Genomic DNA, 26,080 nt, shown 5'->3' on the forward strand with positions numbered 1-26,080 from the left:
TGATCCGGGCCGTCTCGCCGTGAACCGGGCCGCGCCCCCGCGGGCAGCGCGGCCACACGTATCAACCGGGCCCGGTACGCCGACGTGCCGGGCAGCGGTCCAGCGCGGTGTGGACGAGCCAGCCCGCTGCCGCACCGACCGCGTACCAGAACAGGTCGGGTGGGTTGAAGGTGGAGCCGAGCACGAGGCGGGCGACGGCGCTGTTCCGGGCGAGCTCCGCGGTCACCCCGCTGAGTTGAACGAACTCGACCCCCCAACTGACGGCCAGTGCGCTACCGGCGGCCGTCAGGGGCGTCACTCGTGGCGCCACCAGCACGACGAGGGCGAGCAACAGGACGGTGTACAGCGCGTCTCCGCCGTATTTGGCCAGGCTTCCCGAGGCCACCGCCCGGAGCCCCAGCCCCGCGCCGACGGTCACCACCGCGGCCCCGGCCGCCGCGAGACGGATCCGTGCCGGTTCGACGGCGCTGTCATCGGTTCCGGGGATGAAGGGCACAGGGGCATACTGCCGGACGTCCGGTGCGCGCGGCGGACCACACCACGGGCCGGACGGGAACATGCCGACATCGCCTGTCGGTTCGGCAGGGGTGCGGGTGGTGGCGAGGCCGTCGACGGTGGCCGCGCGGAGCCGAGGGCCGGTGATCTCTCCGTCCTCGGGCAGCCTCCCTTAGGCAGTACGAGTGAATGAGCTGATTGTTCAGTTCGGGGCGGGTGGTGAGTCTTCTACGGTCTCTGCATGGATCCGGGGTTGCGGGAAAGGCCCTGCGGGCGGGGGACCGGTGGAAAGGCGCACCTGATGTCGGGGTTGGGGAAGTCGCCGGACGTGCTCAGGGCCCGGCTGGGCCGCTGTCAACGGAACGGGGCGTGGGTCTGGGGCGCGGTGGGCGTTGCCTGTCTCGTCGCAACAGCGCTGACTTTCAGCGGGCCTTGGGCGAACGGGAGCGTGGCGGCGCGGATGGTGGCTTTCGGGCCGTCCACCGGTTGCTGGGGGTTGGCGGCCTCCCTGGTGCTCCGCGCCTGGGGGACGAGTGGACGGGTGCGGACGCGCCTGCTGCTGTTGGGCGGTTCGGCGGTGGCCGGGGGTGTGTACCGGGGGGCGGTCCACGTGCTGTCGGCGCACCCTCCGGGTTCGGGACGGGGCGGGGGATCACTGCTCGGTTCGGTGGTGGTCACCGGAGTGACACTGACGGTCGGCCTGGGGATGGCCGGTCTGGTGGTCGCGGCCGATGCCGGCAAAGGCCGGCAGGTGTTGCTGCGGCGCGTGCTGGACGGGGTCGTCACGGCCGGGACCGTGTTCATGACGGGATGGGTACTGCTGCGGGGCGCCGGTGACGGCTGGCGGCTGGGGACGGGGATGGTCGGTGTCCTGTGGACCGCGGAGGTCGTGTTCCTCAGTTTTCTGTTCGCCCTGCGCCGTCTCGTACGGAGCGACCAGAGAGTCACGTTGTGGGTGGGGACCCTCGGGCTGTCCCTCATGCTGATCGGCGACACCCTGCGGCTGTGGACGGTCGGCCCGCACAGTCCCGAGGCGATGTCCTGTCAGCTGGTCGACACCTGCACCACCGCGGGCCTGCTGGTGGCTGCCGTCGGCCCTTGGGTGAACGGCGGGGCGACCATGCTGGGCACCGCTCGGCCGACGTTGCGCTGGGGGATGGAGGGTGCGGCGGCGTTCATTCCCCTGACGGTCTGCACGGTCACGGCACTGGGCTATGTGTTGGCTCCTTCCGCGCATGATCCGGTGCCGCTGCTGGTCGGTGGGACGGTGCTGCTGAGTCTCTGGGCACGCAAGACGTTCCTGCCGCGCGAGAACACCGGAGACGACGACTGAGTTCCCGTGCGGCTGCCCTCCCCTGCCGGACAGGCGTGGTGGGGCTGCGGGCCGGCGGTCACAGGGCGGCTCGTGCCCCGACGAGTTCGCGTCCGGTGACCATCTCGGCGGCGATCCGCACGAAGACTTCGTCCCGCATCGGCATCCAGGAGGTGGGGCCGCTGCGGGAGAGACGTTCGTGCTCGGCCGGGTCGGTCACCACGGCGGCCCGCCCGGTGACGACGACGCTCCAGCCGGAACGGGTGGCCGGGTCGAACTCGTCCCCCTCGAAAGCGACCACGACACCGTCGATCGCGCGCACGAGGTCGGACGTCGCCGACGTGCACAGCAGGACGGAGCCATCGGTGTCGAGGGCGAAATTGACCGGCAGGACCGCGGGCAACGCCTGTCGGGTGTACACCACCCGGCCGACCTGCACCTTGGCCAGCAGACTGACGCACTCCTGCCGGTCGAGAGCGCGAAAAGCATCGTTCTGAACCATCCGTCCATCGTCAGTGCGGCGATCGAACACGGGTAGGGCCTGTCGGCCTCTTCTGGGTCCCTGTGTGGCTGCGGAACGGGTGCCGTGGTCCGGTCGTCGACGAGGGAGAGCGTCGGTGCGTGGTCGGGAGGCGCGTGCTCGGCCGGGACCGGCTGATGCCGGCCCCGCTCCGGTTCATGGCGGCGGCGCCGTCCATCACGGCACAGGCGTCCCTCGTGGCCCTGGGCCGCGCCTGGGGCGTACGGGGTACGACGTGCGTGTGACGGGTGGGCCGACCGCGAACGGCGGATCATCGGCCGGGGGGAGGGGCGCGTCGGCCACCCGGGCCGAAGCCGGGCAGAGGCACGGTGGCCGGGTGCGAGGCGGGGGTTACCTCCTGCGATGCTCGTCCGTCTCCGGTTGATCCAGGTGGGACGCGAGGACCGCGGCCTGGACGCGGCGCTGGACGCCCAGCTTGGCGAGCAGGCGGGAGATGTGGTTCTTGACGGTCTTCTCGGAGAGGAAGAGCTTCTTGCCGATCTCGCGGTTGGTGAGGCCTTCGCCGATCAGCGCCAGGATGTCCCTCTCGCGCGGGGACAGGCTCGCCAGCTCGGACGGTACGGCGGGGGCGCTGACGGGTTCGGCGCGCAGCGAGCGCATCAGGCGGGCCGTGGTCGCGGGGTCCAGCATCGACTGGCCCGAGGCGACCGTGCGTACCGCCGAGACGAGGTCGGAGCCCTTGATCTGCTTGAGAACGTAGCCGGAGGCGCCGGCCATGATCGCGTCGAGCAGGGCCTCCTCGTCGTCGAACGAGGTCAGCATCAGACAGGCCAGCTCCGGCATCTGGCTGCGCAGCTCACGGCAGACCGAGATGCCGTCTCCGTCCGGCAGGCGCACGTCGAGGACGGCGACGTCGGGGCGCAGCGCCGGACCTCGTACGAGCGCGTGCGCGACGGTGCCGGCGTCGCCGATCACCGAGATGTCCGGCTCGGAGTCCAGCAGGTCGGCCAGACCCCGGCGGACGACCTCGTGATCGTCCAGCAGAAACACGCGGATCGGGTTCTGCTCGGTGTACGTACGCGGCTCAGGCATCACGGCCCCTCGTTCCCCGGTGGAAGTGAGAGTGAGAGGACAGATCCCGGGCTGTCCATGATGACGATCATCACGCGCCCGGGCCGAATGCACCAGGGCCGATCGGCCCCACTCACACAGCGCCCCCGCCGAGGGCGGCCGCGTGGGCGGGGCCGACCGGTCCGGTGCCGTCCCACAGCCGTGGGGTGTCCTGGAAACTCATGCAGGGCGGACCTCCTCGGCCGGGTCCGCGGACGCCGCCGCCGTGGCCGGTCCGCCGGGCCGTGTGACGTCGAACCGCACATCCACGACCCCCTCGACGGCCCGCACCAGCCGCGCCGCCACCGGCACCAGCGAGGTGTCACGGACCCGGCCGACGAGCTTCACGACGCCGTCCCGCACCTCCACGCGCACGGACGAGCCCGGTGCGGGGAACAGGTAGGACACGATCTCGCGGCGGACCTCCTCGGTGATCTCCTCATCGGTGCGGAGGAAGACCTTGAGCAGGTCGGAACGGCTGACGACGCCTTCGAGCATCCCCACGGCATCGACCACCGGGAGCCGCTTGACCTTGGCCCGGGCCATGGTGCGGGCCGCTTGGGCGAGCGTGGCGTCCGGGCGCACGGTGAGCGCGGGAGAGGTCATGACGTCCTCGGCGGTCACCCCGCCCGCCTTCGCCAGATCGCCCAGGCGGCGCAGTTGCGTATACCGGTCGGGGTCGCTGTCGCGGAACTCCTCCTTGGGCAGGAGGTCCGCCTCGGAGACGACGCCGACGACACGGCCCTCGCCCTCGATGACGGGCAGGGCGCTGATCTTCCAGTCCTGCATGAGCCGCACGATCTCCTTGAAGGTCGCCCCGCGACCGACCGCGGCGACCGTGTGGGTCATGACATCGCTGACGATGTGCGGGGTGCCGTGCATGGCCCCTCCTTCGTGCCGTGCTTCGGGCTTCGTGCCCTGCTTCGGGGCGGGGTCAGATGGCATTGCCGGCGCCGTAGGGGGCGTACAGGTCGAGCAGTCGGGTCCGGGCCGAGCGCAGACGGTGCGCCAGCACCTGGCCCACCCACTGGCTGACGTCATTGCCCAGGGCCGGGTCGTCCCGGCACATGGACCGGACGGCGACGGCGTCGAACTCGTAGGCCCGGATCGGAGTCGTCGCCTCGGCTCCCATCTGCCAGGCGTGGGGTGGGAAGAGCCAGGACCAGCCGACCAGCTCGTTGTGCCCGAGACTCTCGATGACCGCCGCCCGCCGGCCCGGCACCCGCATGTCGAGCTCGATCGTGCCGGTGCGGATGATCCAGAAGCGGTCGGCGTGTCCGCCTTCCTCGAACAGACGCGTTCCCTGGGGGATGGACACATCCCTGGCCAGACGCATGAGCCGCTGACGGTGCTCGGCCGTCAGTGCGCGCAACATGCTGGGGGTGGGGGGAGCGTTCATGATGTCCTCCGCTGCCGGGTGAACGGACTTCCATCACCAGGGTGTTCCGGGGCGTCGGCGCGGGCCATGGGCCACTCGGGCCCTGGAACGGGCCGGTCGGTCCCGGAGGCGGGGTTCCGGGACACCGGCTCGTGGAGTGGGGCCGAGGAGCGGGGCGGACGGGCCTCTCGGACCGGGACCTTCGGGACTCCGTGGGCCGTACGGCCGCCCGGCTCCGACCGCCCGGCGCGCACGACCGGCCGACGGCGCACGAACGGGCTGCGGCACGTCGGTGTGCGCTGTCCGGCACTGCCCGCGCAGGCGGCGTCGGCGGCGCCGCCTGGGACGTCCCGGGCCTCGGCAGGCTCTGGGCCGGGCTCCCTGAACGGGGTCCCGCCGCGCCGGGCCGTGTCCGAGCCCCGCAGAGGGTCCTTCGGCCCGGGATCGGGACCACTGGCCCCTGCCCGGACGAGCCCCTGAACACCACGCTGGAATCGAATTCCTCGCCCTGGAGGAATTCGCCCTGGAGGTGGAGAGCATGCCCCGTACCGTCACCGTCGGCCTCGACGGCTCGCCCGAGAGCCGGGCCGCCGCCGAGTGGGCCGCTCGCGAGGCGCGACTCCGCGACCTCGCACTGAAGATCGTCCACATCTGGGAGCCGGTACCGGACCCCATCGCCCAGGCGCCCCTCCTGGGCTCCGAGACTCACCAGCACTGGACCGAGCGCATTCCCCGCGAGGCCGCCGACGGCATCAGACTGCGTCACCCCGGCGTCGAGGTGACCAGCGAACACGTCGACGGCCGTCCGAGCGAGATCCTGGTCGAGGCGACGAGGAACGCCGAACTGCTCGTCCTGGGCTCCCGGGGTCTCAGCGGGATCGGCGGGTTCATGGTCGGTTCCGTGGGCCTCGCCGTCGTCGCCCACGCGGAGTGCCCCGTGGTACTGGTCCGTGCCCTGGAGCTGGCCGCGGACGAGCACGAGATGGACCCGGCCGGCATCCCGTCCGCCGCGACCCCGTTCCGGCCCGTCGTCCTCGGCCTCGACGTCGAGAGCCCGAACGAGGAGCTGATCGAGTTCGCGTTCGCGGCAGCCGCCCGTCGCGGCACGTCCCTGCGCGTCGTCCACGGCTGGAACCCGCCCCCGTACTACGCCTACGGCCTCGCCGCCGACCTCGAACTCCACGCGGAGCTCACCCGCCGCGAGACCACCGCGCTGACCGAGGTCCTGCGCCCGTGGCGCGAGAAGCACCCGGACGTCGAGGTCACCGAGGAGCCCCACTACGGCACCCCCGGCAATCACCTCGTCGACGCCTCCCGCGAGGCCTCGCTGGTCGTCGTGGGCCGCCGCGTCCGCCGCAGTCCGTTCGGTGCCCACATCGGCCCCGTGACGCACGCCGTCCTGCACCACTCCACCGCCCCCGTCGCCGTCGTCCCCCACCACTGACCCACCCCGAGGAGCAGTCACCATGAAGGCAGCGGTCGTACGAGCATTCGGCGAGCCCCTGGTCATCGAGGAACGCCCGGACCCCGAGCCCGGTCCCGGCCAGGTCCGTGTCCGCGTCGAGGCGTCCGGGCTGTGCCACACCGACATCCACGCCGCCCACGGCGACTGGCCCGTCAAGCCGAACCCGCCGTTCGTGCCCGGTCATGAGGGCGTCGGCCTCGTCGAGAAGCTCGGCGACGGCGTCACCCACCTGAGCGTCGGACAGCGGGTCGCCGTGCCCTGGCTCGGCAAGGCCTGCGGACGCTGCGAGCACTGCCTGTCCGGCTGGGAGACGCTGTGCGAGCAGCAGATCAACACCGGCTACGGCTGCGACGGCGGGTACGCCGAGAAGATGCTCGCCTGGGCCGACTTCGCGCAGCCGGTGCCCGAGGGCGTCACCGCCGTCGACGCCGCCCCGCTGACCTGCGCCGGCGTCACCACGTACAAGGCGCTCAAGGTCGCCGAGGTGCGGCCCGCGCAGCTGGTCGCGATCTCCGGCGTCGGCGGACTCGGCCACCTCGCCGTGCAGTACGCCAAGATCGCCGGCGCCACGGTGGCCGCGATCGACGTCACCGACGAGAAGCTCGAACTCGCCACCGAACTCGGTGCCGACCTCGTCATCGACGCCCGCAAGGAGAACGTCGGCGAGGTGCTCAAGCGGCACGGCGGCGCCCACGCGGCCATCGCGCTCGCGGTCAACGACGCGGCCTTCGCGGCCGTCAACACGGGCCTGAGGCGTGGCGGCAAGCTCGTCATGGTCGCCCTGCCCGCCCACGGCACCGTCCAGGTCCCGATCTTCGACACGGTCCTGAACGGTACGAGCGTGATCGGCTCGATCGTGGGCACCCGACAGGATCTCGCCGAGGTCTTCCGACTGCACGCGGCCGGCCGGACCAGGGTCATCTGCGAGACCCGCCCGCTGGACTCCGTCAACGACTCCATCGCCGAAGTGCTGCGCGGCCAGGTCAGGGCCCGGATCGTGTTCGACCTCGGCGCGGGACGGTGAGGGAGATGACGATGGACCTGCCGATCGTCGTCGGCGTCGACGGCTCCGAGCCCAGCCTGCGGGCCGTGGACTGGGCGGCCGACGAGGCCGCCCTGCGCGGGGCGCCGCTGCGTCTGGTGTACGCCTCGCTGTGGGAGCGGTACGAGGGCGCCCACCTCGCCGAGGAGCTGGACAGGCCGGCCGAGCGGGTACGGGCCGAGGACATCGTGGAGGGCGCCGCCCGACGCGCCCGCCTGCGCCGGCCCGAGGTGAAGATCGCCACCGACGTACTGCCCGAGGAACCCGAGTACACGCTGCTGCGGGAGAGCCGGAACGCGTCTCTGCTGGTCACGGGCACCCAGGGCCGCAGCGCCCTCACCGAGGCGCTGCTCGGCTCGGTCAGCCTGACCGTGGCCGCCCATGCGCACTGCCCGATGATCGTCATCCGCGGCAGCCACGACAACCAGGCCCTGCCCGCCACCCACGGCCGTATCGTCCTCGGCGTGGGGGAGAAGCCGACGTCCTCGGCGGCGGTGCGCTTCGCCTTCGAGGAGGCGCGGCGACGTGGGGCGCGGGTCGACGCCGTACGGGCCTGGCGGTGCCCCGCGCACGAGACCAGCGACCACCCGCTGCTGGCCGGGGAGCCCGCGCGTCTGCACGAGCAGCGGGCCGCGGACGCCCTGGAGGCGGCCCTCCAGGACGCTCCCGCCGATGTCCGGCTGCACCGCCGTACGGTCGAGGGCCACGCCCGGAACGTGCTGGCCGACGCCTCGCGCGAGGCCGACCTGCTGGTCGTCGGGGCCAGGCGCCGCAAGCGGAGCTTCGGCCTGCAGCTCGGCCGGGTGACCCACGGGGTGCTGCACCACTCCGCCTGCCCGGTGGTGATCGTGCCCGAGCCGGAGTGAGTACGGTGACCGGCTGCTCAGAGACCCGCCGCGTGATCGGGGACGTACGTCTGCAGATCACGCGGCGGGCGCTGGTAGCCGGTCGACGGCGGTCGCGGGGGCAGCTCCAGCACCGGTGGCGGGACCTCGTGGTACGGCACGGAGGCGAGCAGGTGGGCCATCATGTTCAGTCGCGCCCGGCGCTTGTCGTCGCTCTCGATCACGTACCAGGGCACCTCGGAGATGTCGGTGTGCACCAGCATCGCGTCCTTGGCCCGCGAGTACGCCTCCCAGCGGGCGATCGACTCCAGGTCCATCGGCGACAGCTTCCAGCGTCGCAGCGGGTCCTCCAGCCGCTTGCGGAACCGCTCCTGCTGCTCGGTGTCGCTCACCGAGAACCAGTACTTGCGCAGCAGGATCCCGTCCTCGGTCAGCATCCGCTCGAAGATCGGGCATTGGCGAAGGAAGAGCTGGTACTCCTCCTTCGTGCAGAAACCCATCACACGCTCGACGCCGGCCCGGTTGTACCAGGACCGGTCGAACAGCACGATCTCCCCGGCGGCCGGCAGATGCTCGACGTAGCGCTGGAAGTACCACTGGGTGCGCTCGCGCTCCGTCGGCTTGGGGAGAGCCGCGATCCGGGCGACACGCGGATTGAGGTGCTCGGCGACCCGCTTGATCGTGCCGCCCTTGCCCGCCGCGTCCCGCCCCTCGAAGATCACGACCAGCCGGGCGCCCTCCGCCCGCACCCACTCCTGGAGTTTCACCAACTCCGTCTGCAGACGCAGCAGTTCCTTCTCGTATGCCGCGCGCGGCACCTTCGCCGCCTGTTTGTCGGCCATGTCGCCTCCACCGCCCTCTGACCCCCGTCGATGAGTTCCGGAGTCACCCATGACCAAGGTCGAACACCAGAACGTCACCGTACTTTCCGACGACGAGCTGCGCACCCTGGACGCCCACTGGCGGGCCGCCAACTACCTGGCCGCGGGCCAGATCTACCTGATGGGCAACCCCCTGCTGACCGAGCCCCTGCGTCCGGAACACATCAAGCCCCGGCTGCTCGGCCACTGGGGCACCTCGCCCGGCCTCAACCTCGTCTACACCCACCTCAACCGGGTGATCAAGGCGCGCGGGCTCGACGCGCTGTGCGTGTGGGGTCCCGGGCACGGCGGCCCGTCGGTGCTCGCCAACTCGTGGCTGGAGGGCAGCTACAGCGAGACCTACCCCGACGTGTCGCGCGACGCGGAGGGCATGGCACGGCTCTTCCGGCAGTTCTCCTTCCCCGGCGGCGTGCCCAGCCATGTCGCCCCGGAGACACCCGGCTCCATCCACGAGGGCGGTGAACTCGGCTACTCGCTGGCCCACGCGTACGGCGCCGCCCTCGACAACCCCGACCTGCTCGTGGCCTGCGTGATCGGGGACGGCGAGGCGGAGACCGGGCCGCTGGCCGCCGCCTGGCACTCCAACAAGTTCCTCGACCCGGTGCACGACGGAGCGGTCCTGCCGATCCTGCACCTCAACGGCTACAAGATCGCCAACCCGACGGTGCTCTCCCGCATTCCCGAGGCCGAACTGGACGAGCTGTTGCGGGGATACGGCCATGTGCCCATCCATGTGACCGGCGACGACCCGATGCGGGTGCACCGCGCCATGGCCAGGGCTGTCGACGAGGCGCTGGACCGCATCGCCCTGATGCAGCGGTCCGCCCGCGAGGGCGGGGTCGCCGAGCGTGTGCACTGGCCGGTGATCGTGCTGCGCACGCCGAAGGGGTGGACCGGCCCCGCCGAGGTCGACGGGGAGCCCGTCGAGGGCACCTGGCGTGCCCACCAGGTCCCGCTCGCCGGAGTGCGTGAAAACCCTGAGCACCTCGGGCAGTTGGAGACCTGGCTGCGTTCGTACCGGCCCCAGGAGCTCTTCGGCCCGGACGGACGGCCCGCCGAGGACGTCCTCGCCTGCGTCCCCGACGGCGCGAAGCGGCTCGGTTCCACCGCACACGCCAACGGCGGACTCCTCGTCCGCGACCTGCCCATCCGGTCCCTCGACGACTTCGCCGTGAAGGTCGAGAAGCCGGGCACGACGCTGCACGAGCCCACCCGGGTCCTCGGCGACCTCCTGGAACAGGTCATGAAGGACACCCGCTCCCGCCGGGACTTCCGGGTGGTCGGCCCGGACGAGACCGCCTCCAACCGGCTCCAGGCCGTCTACGACGCCAGCGGCAAGGCATGGCAGGCCGAGCACCTGCCGGTCGACGAACACCTGGACCGGCACGGCCGGGTGATGGAGATCCTCTCCGAACACACCTGCCAGGGCTGGCTGGAGGGCTACCTCCTCACCGGACGGCACGGACTGTTCTCCTGCTACGAGGCGTTCGTGCACATCGTCGACTCCATGGTCAACCAGCACATCAAATGGCTGAAGACCTCACGGGACCTGCCCTGGCGCGCCCCCATCGCCTCCCTCAACTACCTGCTCACCTCGCACGTGTGGCGCCAGGACCACAACGGTTTCTCCCACCAGGACCCCGGCTTCGTCGACCACGTCCTCAACAAGAGCCCCGAGGTCGTACGGGTCTATCTGCCCCCGGACGCCAACACCCTCCTGTCCGTCGCGGACCACGCCCTGCGCAGCCGCGACTACGTCAACGTGATCGTGGCCGGCAAACAGCCCTGCTTCGACTGGCTGTCCATCGAGCAGGCCCGCGCGCACTGCGCGCGCGGCGCGGGGGTCTGGGACTGGGCCGGCAGCGAGAACGGCGGGGAGCCCGATGTGGTGCTGGCCTGCGCGGGAGACGTACCCACCCAGGAAGTGCTGGCCGCCGCCCAACTGCTGCGCCGCCACCTGCCGCGGCTCGCCGTGCGTGTGGTCAACGTCGTCGACATGACCCGGCTGCTCCCGCGTGAGGAACACCCGCACGGGATGAGCGACTTCGAGTACGACGGCCTGTTCACCACCGACAAACCGGTGATCTTCGCCTACCACGGCTACCCGTGGCTGATCCACCGGCTCGCCTACCGCCGCACCGGCCACAAGAACCTGCACGTGCGCGGCTACAAGGAGTCCGGCACCACGACCACGCCGTTCGACATGGTCGTCCGCAACGACCTCGACCGCTACCGCCTGGTCATGGACGTCATCGACCGCGTCCCCGGCCTCGCCGTCCGTGCCGCCGCCGTACGCCAGGCGATGGCCGACGCCCGCACCCGCCACCACGCCTGGATCCGCGAGCACGGAACCGACCTGCCCGAGATCGCCGACTGGAGCTGGAACGCCTGAAGGTCCGGTCGGCGGCCCAGAGGGGGTCGAGCGACCCGCTCGACCCCCTGCCGGGGTCCGGTGCCAGGGCCTGGTGCCGGGACTCAACCGGCCGAAGCGGAGACGGAGTCGGCGACCGGCGATCCGACCGCCTCCTCGGGCAGTCGGGTGCGGATGTCGAAGACGCCGGTCAGATCGGCATGGCGCAGGATGCGCAGGAACGGGGCACTGTTCGTGACCAGCCGTAGCCGGCCGTCTCGGGCCTGCGCGTGGTTCCGCGCCCGGCACAGCACGCCCAGCCCGGCGCAGTCGATGAAGGAGACCGGACGCAGGTCGAGCACCAGATCGGGGCGCGGACCGGAGGTCAGCGAATCCAGGCAGGCCGCGAGCGAGGGAGCCGTCACGATGTCGATCTCGCCCCGCAGAGTCACGACGGTCGCGCCACCGACGGTGCGATGCGTGCGGTACCGCGCGGACCTCGTGTGGTTGTCGTCCATGGAACGAGACAACCCGTGCCGACAGGGTGCGCGGAAGGGCCGTTCGGTCCCTGTCGCCCCGTGTTCGACAGGGCCAGTGGGCCCTCCCCGCCGAGGTGCGTCCAGGGAAGTGGTGACCGGGAACGCGGGCGCGTATCTCCGGCCGACGGAGCGACACCGCGGGGGATCGGTGCCGCTCCTGCCTCCAGTGTCCCTCGGATCACCCGCGCCCCCCAGGGCCGATGGTCCCGATCCTGACCGACTCGCCGCCGTCGGGGACCGGGCGACTCGGAGGGATCCGCTACCGCCCCCGGCTGCCGACGACTAACTTGGCACGTGACCGGACCGGTGGGGGTCCGTCGTACCAGGGGATCTGGAGGAACAGCAGGTGGGAAGCCCCGACGAGGCCCGCGTACGGCTGCCGCAGCTGAGACTGGACGAGCTGCTGGACGAGCTCCAGGCGCGCCTGGACGCGGCCCGCGGCACCCGCGACCGGGTGCACAGCCTGCTGGAGGCGGTGCTCTCGGTCGGCCGGGAGCTGGACCTGGAGCAGGCTCTGCGCAGCATCGTGGAGGCCGCGGCGGTGCTGGTCGACGCGGAGTACGCGGCGCTCGGAGTGATCGGCCCGGACGGCAAGCGGCTCTCCGCCTTCCACACGGTCGGTGTGTCCGAGGAGCAGATCGCCCGTATCGGACCGTACCCGGAAGGCCACGGCATCCTGGGCGAGCTGATCCACCACCCGGAGCCGTTGCGCCTGGCGAAGATCTCCGAGCACTCGGCGTCGTACGGCTTCCCGCCCCACCACCCACCGATGAACACCTTCCTGGGCGTCCCGATCCGGGTGCGCGACCAGGTCTTCGGGAACCTGTATCTGACCGAGAAACGGGGTGGCGCCCAGTTCGACGAGGAGGATGTCTCGGTCACGCTCACGCTGGCCGTGGCGGCCGGAGTGGCCATCGACAACGCGCGGCTGTACGCGGAGTCGCGGCTGCGGGAGCGGTGGCTGCGGGCGAACGCCGAGATCGTCCACCGGCTGATGGCGGGCGGGGCGCGTGCCGAGGTCCTGGGGCTGATCGCCGAACAGGCCCGGGAGATCACCGGTGCGGCCCTGGCCGTGGTGGCGATGCCGATGGAGGAGACGGAATCCCTCTCCGTGGAGCTCGCCCTGGGCCAGGGAGCGGACGCGATCCGGGGCATGATTCTGCCGATGGACGGCACCCTGATCGGCGAGGCTCTCTCCGGTGCGACCGCCGTCACCAGCGCGGACGTCCTCCATGACGAACGAGTCCTGGCGGGCTCCCTGAGGTTCACCGGCCTAGGGCCGGCCGTGGCCGTTCCCGTCGGAACGGGCGAGAGCGGCGTACGAGGTGTGCTCCTCCTGGTGAGGGAAGCGGGGCGGACCGCGTTCTCCGAGAAGGAGATCGACCCCCTGAGAGGCTTCGCCGCGCAGGCGGCGATCGCGATGGAACTGGCGGAACGCCGCCTGGAGGCCGAGGAGGTCGCGGTGCTCAAGGACCGTGACCGGATCGCCCGTGACCTGCACGACCTGGCGATCCAACGACTGTTCGCCACCGGCATGACCCTGCAGAGCGCGGGCCGTTTCATCGAGCACGCGGAGGCGTCCGAACGCGTGTCGCGGGCGGTGGACGACCTCGACGAGACCATCAAGATCATCAGGTCGACCATCTTCGGCCTGCGTACGCGTGAGGGAACCGAGGGGAGCGGCCTGCGGGCCCGCGCCGTGCGGGTGGTCGGGGAAGCGGCGCCGGTGGTGGGCTTCGCCCCCAGCGTGCGGATGGAGGGCCTCCTGGACACCGATGTGCCGAAGGAGATCGCCGACAACGTGGTCGCCGTACTCTCCGAGGCCCTGACCAACATCGCCCGGCACGCCCGAGCCGACCACGCGGATGTGGTGCTCGCGACCGACGGGCGCGAGGTCCGGCTGTCGGTCGCGGACAACGGCGTGGGCATTCCGCCCGAGGGCCGCCGCAGCGGCCTGCGCAACATGGCGGAGAGGGCCGAGCACCTGGGCGGCCGCCTCGAACTGACGCGACCCACCGACGGCGGGACCTCTCTGGTGTGGCGCGTACCGGTGAAGAAGGCCTAGGGCCCTTCTGGTGGATCTCCGTGGCGTCGCGACGCCCGGCACGCACGCTCGCCGCGCGGCGCGAAGGGACAGGTGGCTCCGCCACATGACCCTCCACGCCGCACGCCGATCGCACGCACCGAACGCCGCTCCTTCCTCCACGGAGATCCATCAGAAGGGCCCTGGCCGACCGGCCGTCAGGCGCTGTCGGTGGTCGCGAGCTCTGTCAACTGGCTTCGCCACGGGGGATTGGGGCCGGCGACCGAGCAGGTCAGGGCCGCGACCCGGGTGCCGAACCGGCAGGCTTCCGCGACATCGTCGATTCCGAGTCGGGTCAGCCGGCCACCGAGGAGGCCGCGGGCTGCGAGGTGGTGCAGCAGGCCGGCGGTGAAGGAGTCGCCCGCGCCGACCGTGTCGATGACCCTGGTGGTCACCGCGGGCACCCGCAGCCGTTCGCCGTCGAGCGAGGCCACGACGCCGTCGGCGCCGAGGGTGATCACGACGAGCCGTACCCCCGCGGCGTGCCAGAGGTCGCACGCCTGCTCGGGCGGGGTGCCCGGCAGGAGCAGTTCCAGGTCGTCCTCGCTCAGCCGCAGGATGTCGGCGAGACCACACCAGTGCGTCAGCCGGGCGCGGTAGGCCTCGGGGCGCACCAGCAGCGGCCGCACGTTGGGATCGATGCTGATGGTGGCCCGCGGAGCCGCTGACGCCACGAACTCCTCCACCACCGCCCCGCCCGGCTCCCGGATCAGCGCCAGCGACCCGGTGTGCAGACAGGCCGTTCCGGACAGATCCACCCGGGCCAGTTCCCCTGAAGTCCACTGCCAGTCCGCCGTGTTCCGGGCGTGGAACGAGAACGCGGCCTGCCCGGTGGCGTCCAGCTCCGCCACGGCCAGCGTGCTGGGCTCACCGGCGGCGACGGCGCACGACAGGTCGACCCCGGATGCCTCCAGATGGGCCCGGAACAGGCGGCCGAACACATCGCCGGACAGACGGGCGAGGAAGCGGGCCGGCGTGCCCATCCGGGCCAGGGCCACCGCCGTGTTCGCGGGTCCGCCGCCCGGCAGCACCCGCAGGGCGAGTTCGTTCGCGGCGTTCGCCGGTTCGGTGAAGGCGTCCGCGACGCACTCTCCCAGAACGGTGATCCGTTGCCGGCTCATGGGCTGCTCTCCCTCGGAAAGGCTCGAAGAGATCGGGGACGAAGGGGGGAATCAGTGGGGGCCGGACCCGGACTTCGCTCGGGTCCGGCCCCCGCTCGACAGGTGCGACCGGGCGAGGCGTCGAGGAAGACGACGAGCGCACCGGCCGAGGTGGCGTCAGGGCAGTACGACGATCTTGCGTCCTTGGCCGGCGGCGAACTGGTCCAGTGCCTGCGGGTACTCCGACAGCGGCATCCGGTGGCTGATGAAGACCTGGGGATCCAGCACCCCGGTGGCGAAGAGTTCCGCCGCCCGCTCGTAGCTGTGCAGCACCGCCATGGAGCCGGTGATGGTGATCTCCTGGTTGTAGATGCGGTACGGGGAGATGGTGGCTGTCGTCGCGTAGTCGGAGACGCCGAACTGCAGGAACGTCCCGGCCTTGGCGACCCGCTCCAGGCCGTCCTGGATGGCGGCGGCGTTGCCCGTCGCGTCGACCACCACGTCCCAGCCGGCCGGCCGCCCCAACTCCTCGGCGGAGAGCGCCGTTCGGGAGCAGCCCAGCTTCGCGGCCGTCGCCAGTCGCTCCGGGTTGACGTCGACGACGTCGACCGACGAGGCGCCGGTGCGCTTGGCCAGCTCCAGCATCATCAGCCCCATCGTCCCGCTGCCGTAGATGAGCACGTGGGAGCCGAGCCTGCTGTTGAGGACGTCGTAGCCGCGTACGGCGCAGGACAGCGGCTCGATCAGGGCCGCGTCCTGGACGTCCACGTGGTCGGGCAGCCGTACACAGTTGGCGACGGGCGCCACGGCGTACTCGGCGGCGCCGCCGGACCGGGTCACCCCGATCGCCTGCCACCGGTCGCAGAGGTTGTTGCGTCCCAGGCGGCAGTAGCGGCACTCGTTGCAGTACAGCGAGGGGTCCACGGCGACCCGGTCGCCGAGCGCGAGTTCGGTGACGTCTCTGCCGAGGCCCACGACCTCCCCGGCGAACTCGTGACCCGGCACGACCGGCAGCGTCGGTGCGAACTCGCCCTGCAGGATGTGCAGATCGGTCCCGCACAGCCCGCAGGCCGCCACATCGACCACGACCTCGCGCGGCCCGGGTGTGGGGTCGGGCACCGTGGTGACGGTGACCTTGCCGGGGGCTTCGATGACAGCGGCTTTCACTTGACTGCTCCTAGGGACAGGCCGCGGACCAGTTTGTCCTGGGCGGCGAAACCGGCGATGAGGACCGGCAGGGAGACCAGCGTGGCGGCGGCGCAGAGCCGGGCGAGGAACAGTCCCTCGTTGGTGATGAAGCCGACGAGGAACACCGGGGCGGTCGATGCCTGGGTCGCGGTGAGGTTGACGGCGAACATGAACTCGTTCCAGCTGAAGATGAAGCAGATCAGCGAGGTGGCGGCGAGTCCGGGCATGGCGACCGGCGCGACGATCCGCAGCAGCACGGTGGGCAGGCCCGCGCCGTCGACCTCGGCGGCCTCCAGGATCTCCTTGGGGACCTCGGCGAGGAACGAGCGCATCATCCACACCGCGATCGGGAGGTTCATGGCGGTGTAGAGGACGACGAGTGTCCACACGTTGTCGAGCATTCCGGCGTCCTTGACGATCAGGTACACGGGAAGCAGGGCGGCGATGGCGGGGAGGAACTTGGTGGACAGGAAGAAGAACATCACGTCGGTCCACTTCTCGACCGGCTTGATGGACAGCGCGTAGGCCGTCGGCACCGCGAGGGCGAGCACCAGCAGGGTCGAGATGACGCTGGCCATGGCCGAGTTGAGGAGGAAGGGGGTGATGTCCCGGCTGAAGAGGAGTTCGTACTGGTCGAGGGTGAGGGCGGCGAGGGGGGTCGGCGGGTTGGTCGCCGCGTCCGCCTCCTGGTGGAAGGAGGTGAGGACCATCCACGCCACCGGAGCGAAGAACGCCAGCGTGGCCAGCCACGCGACGAACGTCCACAGGGGGGAGAGCCGGGGCGCACCACCTTGGTCGTCGCGTCGGCGGAGGAGTTTCCTGAGCTTCGCCCCGGGGGCGGCTGCGGTGTGCGCGGTCATCGGGACACCTCCTCGCGGAACAGCGACGCGATGGTGCGCAGGGCGAAGGTCGCGATCACGATCGAGCCGAGGACGACGACCACTCCGGCGGCCGCGGCCTCGCCGTACTCGAATTTGCGGAACATGGTCAGGTAGATCTCGTAGGGCAGGTTGGTCGTCCGGGAGCCCGGTCCGCCCTGGGTGATGGTGTAGACCGCGTCGAAGGTCTGCACGACGTAGATCGTGCCGAGCAGGATGCCCAGTTCGAGGTACTGGCGCAGGTGCGGCAGCGTGATGTGGCGGAAGGTCGCCATGGCCGAGGCCCCGTCGACGCGGGCCGCCTCCAGGACGTCGCCGGGCTGCGCCTGCAGACCGGCCAGGAGGATCAGCATCATGAACGGGGTCCACTGCCACACCAGCGAGATCACGACGGCCGGCATCGGGTACGACGAGATCCAGTCGATGGTGGGGCCGTGGTCGGCGCCGAAGAACCGGTAGACGGTGTTCAGGGTGCCGTTGAGCAGGCCGTAGTCGGGGTTGTAGATGGCGTGCTTCCACAGCAGCGCCGCCGCGACCGGCATGACCAGAAACGGTGCGATGAGCAGGGTGCGCGCCAGCCCGCGGCCGACGAATTTGCGGTCGAGGAGCATCGCCAGCCCGAGGCCGAGGAGCACGCTGATGAGCACCACGGAGGCGGTGAGCACGATGGTGTTGAGCACCGCCGCGCGCAGCCGCTCGTCGGTGAAGACGAACGTGAAGTTGGACAGGCCGACGAAGCGCCTCTCACCCGGCTTGAGGATGTTCCACCGGAAGGTGGAGATGACGAGCGTGGCCACGAAGGGCAGCTGCGTGACGACGATGGTGAAGACCAGCGCCGGCAGCAGCGGGAAGCGGCGCTTCCACTTGCTGACTTCGGTGGAGGTGCGTTTGCGGCTGGGCGGTGGGGCTGTCTTGGGTGCAGCGCTGAGCGCGGTCATGAGGGTTCCTCTGCCGATGACGGCCGGGGTGGGGGAATCGGCGCCCGGCCGGGGGGAGGGCCGGCCGGGCGGTTCGGGCGGGTTACCGGTAGTTCTCGGCGACGTCCTCGGCGAGCTTCTGGCCGTCGTCGAGGGCCTTGTCCACGCTGGTCTTGCCGGCGATGGCGGCGGAGATCTCCTGGGTGACCTTGGTGCCGAGGTCCTGGAACTCGGGGATGGCCACGTACTGGATGCCCACGGTCGGCCGGGGCTGGACGCCCGGGTTCGCCGGGTCGGCCGCCTCGATGGACTTCAGGGTGATGTCACCGAACGACCCGGAGGCCTTCTGGTACGCGGGGTTCTCGTAGGTGCTGGCCCGCTTGCCGGCCGGAACGCGTGACCAGCCGAGCTTCTCGCCGACGAGGTTCTCGTACTTCTTGCTGGAGGCCCACAGCATGAACTGCGAGGCGGCGTCGGCGTTCTTCGTGGTCTTGGGCATGGCCCACGCCCAGCTCCACAGCCAGCCGCTGCTCTTGGTCTCGACGGTCGGGGCGTAGGCGTAGCCGACCTTGCCGGCGATCTTGCTGGACTTGGCGTCCTCCAACGACCCGGCCGCGCTGGTCGCGTCGTACCACATCGCGACCTTCTTCTGGCTCATGGCGTTGAGGCACTCCGTGAAGCCGGCCTGTGCCGCTCCCGCCTGCCCGTGCTTCCTCACCAGGTCGACGTAGAAGTTGGTGGCCTTCTTGAACTCGGGGCTGTTGACCTGGGCCTTCCAGTCCTTGGTGAACCAGGTGCCGCCGAAGGTGTTGACCATGGACGTCAGCGGCGCGCCGAGCTCGCCCCAGCCGGCCAGACCGCGCAGGCAGATGCCCTTCATGCCGGGCTCCGCGCCGTCGACCTCGGCCGCGATGTCGGCGATCTGCTGCCAGGTCGGGTGCTCGGGCACCGTGATGCCCTTCGCCTTCATGACGTCCTTGTTGTACATGAGCATCGAGGACTCGCCGTAGAACGGCAGGGCGTAGAGCTTGCCGTCCGAGCCGGTGAGCGACTGCACCATCGGCTTGAGCAGGTCGGCCTTGTCGAAGCTCGTGTCCTTGTCGGCGTAGGAGCCGAGATCGTGCAGCCAGCCGTTCTTCTCCCAGATGGGCACCTCGTAGGCGCCGATGGTGGCGACGTCGTACTGGCCGGCCTGGGTGGCGATGTCCTGGGTGACTTTGTCGCGCAGCTCGTTCTCGGGAAGGATCGTGAAGTTGACCTTGATCCCGGTGTCCTTGGTGAAGGTGCTCTTCGTCAGCTTCGCGATGTCCTCCATCTGCGGGTTGCCGACCATCAGCACATTGATGCTCTCGCCGTCACCGCCGGAGCTCGAGGAGCCGCCCGCGCCGCTGCAGGCGACCAGCAGCGAGCTTGTGGCCGTGGCCGTGGCGAGGACGTGGATCATTCTCCGTGTACGCATGACTGACTCCAGGGTGTTCGAGGGCGTGGGGAAGCAGGCCCCCAGGCTTGCGAGGGTGGCGGGGAGGGTGGGACAGGGAGCTGAACCGCGGCTCAGGCGCGTATGACCTCGGGGCCCAGCAGCGAGTAGCGGTGTGCCTCGGAGGCGGGGAGCCCGGCGTCGGTGACGATCGCCTCGAACTCCGTGACCTCCGCGAAGCGGCAGAAGCTCGCGGCACCGAACTTCGTATGGACGCCGGAGAACACCCGGCGCCGGGCGGCCCTCATGACCTGGGCCTTGATCTCACTGACCGCGGGGTCGGGGGTGGTGAGCCCGTACTCGCGGGAGATGCCGTTGGCACCGACGTACGCCAGGTCGATGACGAAGCCGGAGAGCATGCGGGTCGCCCAGTGGTCGACCGTGGCCAGCGTGCCGCCGCGCACCCGGCCGCCGAGCAGCAGCACGGTCATGTTCTCGGCGGAGGCCAGGTCACCGGCCGTGGCCAGTGAGGAGGTGACGACGGTCAGTGGCCGGTCGCGGGGGAGGGCGGCGGCGATGAGCTGTGGGGTGTAGCCCTCGTCGATGAAGACGGTCTCGGCGTCTCCGAGCAGGTCGGCCGCGGCGGTCGCGATCCGGGACTTCTCGGGGACGTGCATGGTGGTGCGGAAGGCGAGCGTGGTCTCGAAGCCCGCGCTCTCCACGGGATGGGCGCCCCCATGGGTACGCCGGACCAGCCCGTGTTCCTCCAGGACGTTCAGATCACGCCTCACGGTCTCCTTGGAGACCCCGAGATCGGCGGCGAGCTTTCCGACGTCCACGGAGCCGGCACGGCGTGCCGTCTCCAGAATCCCGCGCCTTCGTTCCTCGGTGTCCACGGCGACACCTCCGTTCCACGGCTCCGCGCGGTGTGCCCACGCCGGCTGATTTCCCGGAGGCCCTGCCCGTTGGGGCATCCGGTGGCTAATTTCTACAGGCGGACCACCCCGCTGGCCAGGCTCTCAGTGGAGCGCTTCATGACCGAATGTGCCCGTTTGCCGAAGGCCGGAGGCCCTGGACGAGGCGGTGGAGGGCCCTGGGGAGTGCGAGCCCGCTGCCCGCTTTCCCGCTGGGTGTGCCCGTTCGCTGCCCGTGTTCCCGGGGGAGGGCGATGAGGCGTCGAGGTCCCGGTCCTGGGCATGCACCCGGCGGGCGCGGGTGCGCCTGACGGGGCCGTCTCGGTGTTCCTGGTGTTCCTGGTGTTCCTGGTGTTCCTGATGGGGGGTGGCCGGGTTCGTCGGCGTACCCCGCATGATCGACCGCGTCACCGACCGCGCCCACGGTGCGGCACTGGCCGCCGACGCGAACGTCTGCGCCTCCACCCTCGGCAGCGCCCTGACCTCCGTGGTCGTCATGGCCGTCGCCGCGCACCGGGCCAGGGCGCCCGGGGCTGAGGGCGAGGCGGAGTCAGGACACCGGTTCGCCCTGCCGCAGTGCCGACCGCATGAAGCGGAAGCGGTCGAGGGCGCGGCGACGCATCCACAGGATCCAGGAGCAGAACGCGAACACGCCCACGGCGAAGGCGAGCGGCGGGGCCCAGGAGCCGGAGGCCACTCCGAGGACGAGCAGGCCGACCGCGATCAGGCCCATGACGCCCAACCAGTACGGCAGCCACCGGGCTCCCCGCTCCATCTGCCCCAGTTGCTCGGCGACGAGTCGGCGCATGGCCGCCCGCTCCTCGGGCTCCCTCGGCACCTCGCGGCGCCGGAGCTTGCGCTGGAGCTCGGCGATGCCGCGGGCGTCGGTGCCGACGGCACGGCCGGTCTTCCGGCGCTGGACGGCCAGGACGGTGAGGGTGACGGCGGACAGGAGCCCACCCTGAACCACCCAGTACACCGGATGCTCGTTCGGGCGGAACAGGGCGGCCAGACCCACAAGTACGGGAAAGATCAGAAACGCCTGTGCGGTGAGACTGTGGTCGAGCCAGCGCTTGACGGAGCGCACGGCACGTACCTCCTCGGACTCGACGGGATCCGTTGAACTCCCCGAGTACCCGGCCGAGTCCGGCGCACCGGCGCCTCTTCCGGCCATCGACGGGACCCATCGACGGGACCCATCGCCGGAACCCATCGACGGAACGTCCCTCGTGTCACGAGCGCCGCACCCGTGTCTCGCGACTCGGTTCGTGGCCGCTCCGACCGGTCCGGCGTGATGCTCAGCGGTAGCAGGTGGTGACCCCCGGGCGCCACGGGCAGGCGAGGGCGGCGAAGCCGCCGTTGGTGGTGACGTCGACGGTGAACGTGTCGCCGCCGCGCAGGACCTGCCTGTCCTGGACGAGGCCGTCGGCGCCGTCCCGGATCGTCTCGACCAGCCAGCGTCCGGAGCCGAGGGACAGCGGGACCTCTGCCGTGCGCGCCGCGCCCGCGTACACCCCGCCCAGGAACCAGCGGTCGCCGCTGCGGCGGGCGAGCACCGCCTCCTGACCGGGCTGTCCGGCGAGCAGCCGGGTGTCGTCCCAGGCGGCGGGGACCTGGTCGAAGTAGGCGCGGGCGAGCGGCCGGGCGTCGTACGACTCGGGGGTGCCCGCGAACATCTGCAGGCCCGACTCGTAGGCGACGGAGAGCCCGACCTCGGCCGCGTCGGAGTTGGGGCGCAGTCCGACGCGCTGGAAGGCACCGGGGGTGAAGTCCATGGATCCGATGACGTTGCGGGTGAAGGGCAGGGTGGTGAGGTGGGCGGCGGTGTTGGTCCGCTTCTCCTCGCCCGCGACGCCCTCCAAAGTCATGACGTGCGGCCAGGTGCGCTGGATGCCCTTGGGGATCGTGGAGCCGTGGAAGTTGACCAGGAGATGGTGGGCGGCGGTCTCCGGGAGGATCGCGTCGTACCACCGAAGCGTGGCCTGCGCCTCGGAGTCCATGAAGTCGATCTTGACGCCCTTGACGCCCCAGCGTTCCAGGGTGGGCAGCCACCGCGCGCGTTCCTCGGCCGTGTCGAGGTCGCGCTGATGGATCCAGACGATGATCCCGACGCCCTTGGCCCGCGCGTACTCCACCAGTTCGGGCATCCAGCTGTTGGTCTGCCAATCCGGGTCGGTGGTGTCCCACGCGTCGGACCTGAAGTACCAGCCCGCGTCGACGGCCTCGTACGGCCAGCCGCGTTCGGCGGCGTAGTCGACGTAGGCCTTCTGCGCGGCGAGGCTCTGGCCCGCCGGGCGGCCGCCGGCGAGCCAGGTCCACAGGGCGGTGCCGGGCCGGATCCAGGAGCGGTCGCCGACCTCGGCGGCGGGGGCGAGGTCGTCGGTGAAGGTGGAGCGGGTGACGGTGGCGAGGTCGCCGGTGACCATGGCCCGCCAGGGGGTGGCGAGGGGGCCGTCGGCCCGGACCCGGTCGTCGGCGAGCTTGACGCGGTAGGTGCCGGTGCCCTGCTCGTGGGTGAGCCGGGCGCCGGAGTAGGCGCCGGTGAGGTCGGACTCGGCGAGCAGGGTGTAGCCGCCGTCGGTCGCGAACAGGGCCTGGTCCGCGTACGCGCCGGTGGGCGCGCTCGCGGCGGTGTACTGAACGAACTGCCCCTCGTTGTCGGCCCGGTAGGTGCCGAGCCACGCGTTCGCGTCCGCCGGCAGGTTGAACGCGGAGGTCTCGCCGAGCACGTCGCCGTACCCGGCGGGCAGGACGTACCGGTAGGCGACGCCGTCGGCGGCGGCACGGACGACGAGGTCGAGCCGGGCACCGTCGGGGGTCGCGAACGACAGACGGCTCTCGTTCATCCGCACCCGGCGGTCCAGCCGCTTGCCGGCCTTCGTCCGGTACCGCTCGTCGATCACCCTGTCCTCGCGGCGCAGGAAACGCAGCCCCTGGGACAGATCGGCCTGTTCGGTGACGATGCCGACGGGCGACGGCTCGACGACCGTCCGGCCGGCGCGGGACACCGACAGGCTCAGGGCGCCGGTGGTGGAGTCCAGGGACACCCGGGCGCGCGGCGCGTGTGCCGCCGCGGACACCGCCCAGGCGCGGTCGTGCTGTTCGGCCCGCGCGGGCACGGTCGTGAGAAGTGTGGCCACCAGTGCGGCGCAGAGTCCGGCGCTGAGCCCGGTGACCGCGGTCCTGATCGGAACCGCCATGAGAATCCTCCCTGTCGATGCGTACGTGTCCCTGGGACGGTGGCTGTTACGGCAGTCCCCAGGCCGCGCCCGGTTCGCCGACGGTGACGGGCGCGATGACGAGGTCGGGCCGGGCGCCCGCGTGGACGAGCACCTCGCGGCCCTTGGGCAGATCGATGGCGAGGGTGCCGTCGCCCAGGTCGTGGGTGCGGGCCGGGGTGCCGTCGTCGAGGAGCACGGTGAGACGGCCGGTGAGGCCGTGCCGGAGCTTGAGCGGCTCGCCGGCCAGGCTCCTGATCCGGACGAACCGGGTCGCCCCCGCCTGCCGGACCGCGCTGACCAGGAAGGCGCCCTGGGTGCGGAAGTCGTGCAGCGTGACGTCCGCCCAGGTGGACGGGACGGCGGGGAAGACGCGGATCACGCCGCCCCAGCTCTGGCAGAACATGTCGTGCAGCGACTGCGAGGCGGACAACGGCGTCTCGATGACCGGACCGGCCTCGGTGTAGTGGGTGTTGGCCTGGCAGGGGTAGCGGGTGGTGGGGTCGAAGAACTTCCGCAGATAGGTGATCGCGGTGTCGCCGTCGCCGGTCATCGCGTACATCGAGGCGGCCCCCGTGTAGCTGTAGCCCCGGTGAGCGCTGGGCAGCGCCTGCCAGCGGACCACCGACCTGGTGATCAGGTCGCGGTTCTCGGGCTGTTCCCAGTTGACGAGGTACAGCGGATAGACCATCAGCAGATGCGAGTAGTGCCGGTGGGACTGCGCGTACGGGGTGTCGGCGCCGATCATGAAGCCGTTGTCGTCGACCGGGTACGGGGTGAGCCGGGTCAGCACCTCCTGCCAGCGCGGGATCAACTCGTCGTCGGCGCCGAGCAGTTCGGCGGACTCGAGGAGCGTCCGACATCCCCAGCGGATGAGCGCCAGGTCGTAGTTGGTGTCCTGCGGCGGTACGACCGGGTACTCGGGGGAGAGCGTGCTCGGCAGATGCAGCTTGCCGTCGCTGCCCGGGGTGAGGAAGTGCAGGTAGTAGGAGATCGCCCGGCGCAGCACGGGGAAGACCGTGTCGCGCAGCAGCGCCTCGTCCATGGAGTGCCGGTAGGTCAGCCACACGTTGTGCAGCGCCCAGGTGAGGTTGCCGACCTCGGTGCCGCTGCCCGGCCGGCCCACGCCCCGGTTGGCGAACATGTCGGAGCTGCGGCCGACGCCGGAACTGTCCGCGCGGTAGGCGGCGGGCACGTTGGCGATCAGCTGTTCCTGGTTCTGCCGCACGGTGGTGGCGAGCGCGTCGAGTTCCAGGTGGTTGGAGCCGTGGACGAGCCAGTACTCCAGCTGGATGTTGAGGTTCCACCACACCGCGGGCCACGGTGTCGGCTCCAACCAGGGCCCCGAGGTGGCCATGACGGGGCCGCCCGCGCGGCTGGCGGAGGCGACCTTGTAGAGCTGGATCCAGTGAAAGCTCTGCAGTCGCCTGTCGGGGAACGAGACGAAGCTCTTCGGGTAGAAGGCGTGCCACCAGCGGCGGTGGCGCTTCCGGAGCGAGGCGTACGACCGCGCGCGCCGCAGATGCCGTAGCGAGTCGGCCTCGGCCGCGGTCTCGGAGGGCGCGCTGTGGCCCACGCCGAGCAGCAGTTCGTCGCCGTCGCGACGGTACGCGGTGGCGGTCTGGCCGCCGATGAGCGGCTGGAGCACCTGCTCGGTGCCGTCGGCGGTCGTCCGGGTCGTCCAGGGCGGGTGGGCGGTGTAGCCGGTGGGCGGGGCCTCGCTGATCTTCCGGGGGCTGATGGCCTCCTCGGGGTGGAAGGTCCAGACGACCCGTTCGCCGCCGTCGGCCGTCACCCGGGCGGCCAGGACCTCGTCGTGGATGAGGGCGGAGAGGGTGAGGGTGCCGGCGGTGGTGGTGACCGTGCCGGTGAGTTCGGCGTTCCACAGGCTCAGCCGCCAGTCGACGGCGGTGATGGTGCCGACCGGGTCGAGGGTGAGGTGGCCGACCGGCAGCCGGCAGGTGCCCCAGCCGCTGCCGAACTCGGGCCGGTGGTCCTGGACGCGGCCGTGCTGGACGGTGAAGCGGATCCGGTTGGCGCCCGGATCCTGGTAGACCATGCTGCCGAGCAGCCCGTCGCCGAGGAACGGACCCTCGTACCAGCGGGTGGGCAGCCTGCTCCAGCGCAGGTCCTGGTCGCGCAGGAAGCGGTCCCAGGAGCGGTCGGTGGTCATGGTGTCGCGGAGACTCCACGGGCGTCTGCCCTTCGAGGCCGGCGCATCGGTTCCGGCGGACGGTGCCGCCGTGGGTGCCGTGGGTGCCGTGGGTGCCGTGGGTAAGGACTGTCCGGCATGGGCCGTCCCGGGCAGGGCCGCCACCGCCGCTCCGCCCAGCGCGGTACCGAGCACGGCACGGCGGGGCAGGGGTGAGTGCCTCCCGGACTGCGAGGTCATCATCGTCCTCCAGACCTGATGGTCATCATGGCCATCGATACATCGGGTGTATCGGCGAACCTAGGCAGGGTTCGT

At 71.1% G+C, this 26,080-nt stretch carries 24 protein-coding genes; 8 read left to right on the forward strand and 16 right to left on the reverse strand.

The genetic code is table 11. The features are described from left to right. Positions 1 to 61 precede the first annotated feature (61 nt). On the reverse strand, positions 62 to 496 hold the full coding sequence (locus OG272_RS43425; RefSeq protein ID WP_326574246.1) for a DUF2809 domain-containing protein: 435 nt from the start codon (positions 494 to 496) through the stop codon (positions 62 to 64). Between the two features lie 540 nt (positions 497 to 1,036). Here OG272_RS43425 and OG272_RS43430 point away from each other — a divergent pair. Further along, positions 1,037 to 1,828: a hypothetical protein gene (locus tag OG272_RS43430; protein WP_326574245.1), complete on the forward strand. Its 792-nt coding sequence runs from the start codon at positions 1,037 to 1,039 to the stop codon at positions 1,826 to 1,828. Positions 1,829 to 1,886: 58 nt separating this feature from the next. Here OG272_RS43430 and OG272_RS43435 read toward each other — a convergent pair whose 3' ends face one another. Beyond that, on the reverse strand, positions 1,887 to 2,309 hold the full coding sequence (locus OG272_RS43435) for a pyridoxamine 5'-phosphate oxidase family protein (protein ID WP_327726564.1): 423 nt from the start codon (positions 2,307 to 2,309) through the stop codon (positions 1,887 to 1,889). Positions 2,310 to 2,428: 119 nt separating this feature from the next. On the opposite strand from OG272_RS43435, the gene OG272_RS43440 reads away from it, so the two are divergent. Further along, on the forward strand, positions 2,429 to 2,572 hold the full coding sequence (locus tag OG272_RS43440) for a hypothetical protein (RefSeq protein WP_327726563.1): 144 nt from the start codon (positions 2,429 to 2,431) through the stop codon (positions 2,570 to 2,572). Positions 2,573 to 2,678: 106 nt separating this feature from the next. Here the strand turns inward: OG272_RS43440 and OG272_RS43445 are convergent, their stop codons facing one another. The 3 genes from OG272_RS43445 to OG272_RS43455 all read right to left on the reverse strand — a co-directional run bounded on the left by OG272_RS43445 (position 2,679) and on the right by OG272_RS43455 (position 4,797). Beyond that, positions 2,679 to 3,380 (reverse strand): response regulator transcription factor, encoded by a 702-nt coding sequence (locus OG272_RS43445; protein WP_327726562.1) that lies wholly within the window; start codon positions 3,378 to 3,380, stop codon positions 2,679 to 2,681. Positions 3,381 to 3,578: 198 nt separating this feature from the next. Next, positions 3,579 to 4,280, reverse strand: a complete 702-nt coding sequence (locus OG272_RS43450) for a CBS domain-containing protein (protein WP_326574241.1) — start codon at positions 4,278 to 4,280, stop codon at positions 3,579 to 3,581. 52 nt (positions 4,281 to 4,332) lie between these two features. Next, on the reverse strand, positions 4,333 to 4,797 hold the full coding sequence (locus tag OG272_RS43455) for a cyclic nucleotide-binding domain-containing protein (protein ID WP_326574240.1): 465 nt from the start codon (positions 4,795 to 4,797) through the stop codon (positions 4,333 to 4,335). A 517-nt stretch (positions 4,798 to 5,314) separates the two neighbouring features. Between OG272_RS43455 and OG272_RS43460 the strand changes: the two genes are divergently transcribed. Genes OG272_RS43460 through OG272_RS43470 form a run of 3 tightly spaced genes read left to right on the forward strand, consistent with a single transcriptional unit; the run spans position 5,315 to position 8,149 of the window. Next, complete coding sequence (locus tag OG272_RS43460) at positions 5,315 to 6,220, forward strand: universal stress protein (RefSeq protein ID WP_327726561.1); 906 nt, start codon at positions 5,315 to 5,317, stop codon at positions 6,218 to 6,220. A 22-nt stretch (positions 6,221 to 6,242) separates the two neighbouring features. Further along, on the forward strand, positions 6,243 to 7,265 hold the full coding sequence (gene adhP / locus OG272_RS43465; RefSeq protein WP_326574238.1) for an alcohol dehydrogenase AdhP: 1,023 nt from the start codon (positions 6,243 to 6,245) through the stop codon (positions 7,263 to 7,265). Positions 7,266 to 7,270: 5 nt separating this feature from the next. Continuing rightward, the gene (locus tag OG272_RS43470; RefSeq protein WP_326574237.1) at positions 7,271 to 8,149 is read left to right on the forward strand and encodes a universal stress protein; all 879 of its coding nucleotides are present in this window, start codon (positions 7,271 to 7,273) and stop codon (positions 8,147 to 8,149) included. A 17-nt stretch (positions 8,150 to 8,166) separates the two neighbouring features. Here the strand turns inward: OG272_RS43470 and ppk2 are convergent, their stop codons facing one another. Then, a complete protein-coding gene (gene ppk2 / locus OG272_RS43475) occupies positions 8,167 to 8,970 on the reverse strand; it encodes a polyphosphate kinase 2 (RefSeq protein WP_326574236.1) in 804 nt (267 codons plus the stop codon). Between the two features lie 49 nt (positions 8,971 to 9,019). On the opposite strand from ppk2, the gene OG272_RS43480 reads away from it, so the two are divergent. After that, positions 9,020 to 11,401, forward strand: a complete 2,382-nt coding sequence (locus tag OG272_RS43480; protein ID WP_405895840.1) for a phosphoketolase — start codon at positions 9,020 to 9,022, stop codon at positions 11,399 to 11,401. Positions 11,402 to 11,484: 83 nt separating this feature from the next. Here the strand turns inward: OG272_RS43480 and OG272_RS43485 are convergent, their stop codons facing one another. Further along, positions 11,485 to 11,877, reverse strand: a complete 393-nt coding sequence (locus tag OG272_RS43485; RefSeq protein WP_327726559.1) for an STAS domain-containing protein — start codon at positions 11,875 to 11,877, stop codon at positions 11,485 to 11,487. Between the two features lie 367 nt (positions 11,878 to 12,244). On the opposite strand from OG272_RS43485, the gene OG272_RS43490 reads away from it, so the two are divergent. Then, positions 12,245 to 13,963 (forward strand): GAF domain-containing sensor histidine kinase, encoded by a 1,719-nt coding sequence (locus OG272_RS43490; RefSeq protein ID WP_326574233.1) that lies wholly within the window; start codon positions 12,245 to 12,247, stop codon positions 13,961 to 13,963. A gap of 176 nt (positions 13,964 to 14,139) precedes the next feature. Here the strand turns inward: OG272_RS43490 and OG272_RS43495 are convergent, their stop codons facing one another. From OG272_RS43495 to OG272_RS43535, 9 genes are all read right to left on the reverse strand, one after another. Continuing rightward, a complete protein-coding gene (locus tag OG272_RS43495) occupies positions 14,140 to 15,102 on the reverse strand; it encodes a carbohydrate kinase (RefSeq protein WP_327726558.1) in 963 nt (320 codons plus the stop codon). Between the two features lie 156 nt (positions 15,103 to 15,258). Continuing rightward, positions 15,259 to 16,248 carry a zinc-dependent alcohol dehydrogenase family protein gene (locus OG272_RS43500; protein ID WP_327726557.1) on the reverse strand — a complete coding sequence of 330 codons (990 nt, stop codon included), beginning with the start codon at positions 16,246 to 16,248 and terminating at the stop codon, positions 15,259 to 15,261. Next, a complete protein-coding gene (locus OG272_RS43505) occupies positions 16,245 to 17,129 on the reverse strand; it encodes a carbohydrate ABC transporter permease (RefSeq protein ID WP_327726556.1) in 885 nt (294 codons plus the stop codon). The genes OG272_RS43500 and OG272_RS43505 overlap by 4 nt, the downstream gene beginning before the upstream one ends. Beyond that, positions 17,126 to 18,085, reverse strand: a complete 960-nt coding sequence (locus tag OG272_RS43510; RefSeq protein ID WP_326574229.1) for a sugar ABC transporter permease — start codon at positions 18,083 to 18,085, stop codon at positions 17,126 to 17,128. The genes OG272_RS43505 and OG272_RS43510 overlap by 4 nt, the downstream gene beginning before the upstream one ends. 82 nt (positions 18,086 to 18,167) lie before the next feature. Next, a complete protein-coding gene (locus OG272_RS43515) occupies positions 18,168 to 19,523 on the reverse strand; it encodes a sugar ABC transporter substrate-binding protein (protein ID WP_327726555.1) in 1,356 nt (451 codons plus the stop codon). 92 nt (positions 19,524 to 19,615) lie between these two features. After that, positions 19,616 to 20,377, reverse strand: coding sequence for a DeoR/GlpR family DNA-binding transcription regulator (locus OG272_RS43520; protein WP_326574227.1), 762 nt, complete (start codon positions 20,375 to 20,377; stop codon positions 19,616 to 19,618). Between the two features lie 568 nt (positions 20,378 to 20,945). Then, the gene (locus tag OG272_RS43525; RefSeq protein ID WP_327726554.1) at positions 20,946 to 21,482 is read right to left on the reverse strand and encodes a hypothetical protein; all 537 of its coding nucleotides are present in this window, start codon (positions 21,480 to 21,482) and stop codon (positions 20,946 to 20,948) included. A gap of 211 nt (positions 21,483 to 21,693) precedes the next feature. Next, positions 21,694 to 23,595: a glycoside hydrolase family 97 catalytic domain-containing protein gene (locus OG272_RS43530; RefSeq protein WP_327726553.1), complete on the reverse strand. Its 1,902-nt coding sequence runs from the start codon at positions 23,593 to 23,595 to the stop codon at positions 21,694 to 21,696. Positions 23,596 to 23,641: 46 nt separating this feature from the next. Then, positions 23,642 to 25,786, reverse strand: coding sequence for a glycosyl hydrolase family 95 catalytic domain-containing protein (locus tag OG272_RS43535; RefSeq protein ID WP_328224534.1), 2,145 nt, complete (start codon positions 25,784 to 25,786; stop codon positions 23,642 to 23,644). Between OG272_RS43535 and OG272_RS43540 the strand changes: the two genes are divergently transcribed. Continuing rightward, positions 25,785 to 26,024: a hypothetical protein gene (locus OG272_RS43540; protein ID WP_328224535.1), complete on the forward strand. Its 240-nt coding sequence runs from the start codon at positions 25,785 to 25,787 to the stop codon at positions 26,022 to 26,024. The two genes, OG272_RS43535 and OG272_RS43540, sit on opposite strands and share 2 nt — an antisense overlap. Positions 26,025 to 26,080 lie beyond the last annotated feature (56 nt).

This window comes from Streptomyces sp. NBC_00104, from assembly GCF_045160825.1.
In the GTDB taxonomy this organism is placed as follows: domain Bacteria; phylum Actinomycetota; class Actinomycetes; order Streptomycetales; family Streptomycetaceae; genus Streptomyces.

Coding starts and splice junctions, on each gene's coding strand:
- OG272_RS43470 (WP_326574237.1), top strand. CDS start 7,271: ATGACGATGGACCTGCCGATCGTCGTCGGCGTCGACGGCTCCGAGCCC.
- OG272_RS43460 (WP_327726561.1), top strand. CDS start 5,315: ATGCCCCGTACCGTCACCGTCGGCCTCGACGGCTCGCCCGAGAGCCGG.
- OG272_RS43515 (WP_327726555.1), bottom strand. CDS start 19,523: ATGCGTACACGGAGAATGATCCACGTCCTCGCCACGGCCACGGCCACA.
- OG272_RS43535 (WP_328224534.1), bottom strand. CDS start 25,786: ATGACCACCGACCGCTCCTGGGACCGCTTCCTGCGCGACCAGGACCTG.
- adhP (WP_326574238.1), top strand. CDS start 6,243: ATGAAGGCAGCGGTCGTACGAGCATTCGGCGAGCCCCTGGTCATCGAG.
- OG272_RS43435 (WP_327726564.1), bottom strand. CDS start 2,309: ATGGTTCAGAACGATGCTTTTCGCGCTCTCGACCGGCAGGAGTGCGTC.
- OG272_RS43450 (WP_326574241.1), bottom strand. CDS start 4,280: ATGCACGGCACCCCGCACATCGTCAGCGATGTCATGACCCACACGGTC.
- OG272_RS43480 (WP_405895840.1), top strand. CDS start 9,020: ATGACCAAGGTCGAACACCAGAACGTCACCGTACTTTCCGACGACGAG.
- ppk2 (WP_326574236.1), bottom strand. CDS start 8,970: ATGGCCGACAAACAGGCGGCGAAGGTGCCGCGCGCGGCATACGAGAAG.
- OG272_RS43505 (WP_327726556.1), bottom strand. CDS start 17,129: ATGACCGCGCACACCGCAGCCGCCCCCGGGGCGAAGCTCAGGAAACTC.
- OG272_RS43455 (WP_326574240.1), bottom strand. CDS start 4,797: ATGAACGCTCCCCCCACCCCCAGCATGTTGCGCGCACTGACGGCCGAG.
- OG272_RS43540 (WP_328224535.1), top strand. CDS start 25,785: ATGGTGTCGCGGAGACTCCACGGGCGTCTGCCCTTCGAGGCCGGCGCA.
- OG272_RS43485 (WP_327726559.1), bottom strand. CDS start 11,877: ATGGACGACAACCACACGAGGTCCGCGCGGTACCGCACGCATCGCACC.
- OG272_RS43530 (WP_327726553.1), bottom strand. CDS start 23,595: ATGGCGGTTCCGATCAGGACCGCGGTCACCGGGCTCAGCGCCGGACTC.
- OG272_RS43445 (WP_327726562.1), bottom strand. CDS start 3,380: ATGCCTGAGCCGCGTACGTACACCGAGCAGAACCCGATCCGCGTGTTT.
- OG272_RS43495 (WP_327726558.1), bottom strand. CDS start 15,102: ATGAGCCGGCAACGGATCACCGTTCTGGGAGAGTGCGTCGCGGACGCC.
- OG272_RS43510 (WP_326574229.1), bottom strand. CDS start 18,085: ATGACCGCGCTCAGCGCTGCACCCAAGACAGCCCCACCGCCCAGCCGC.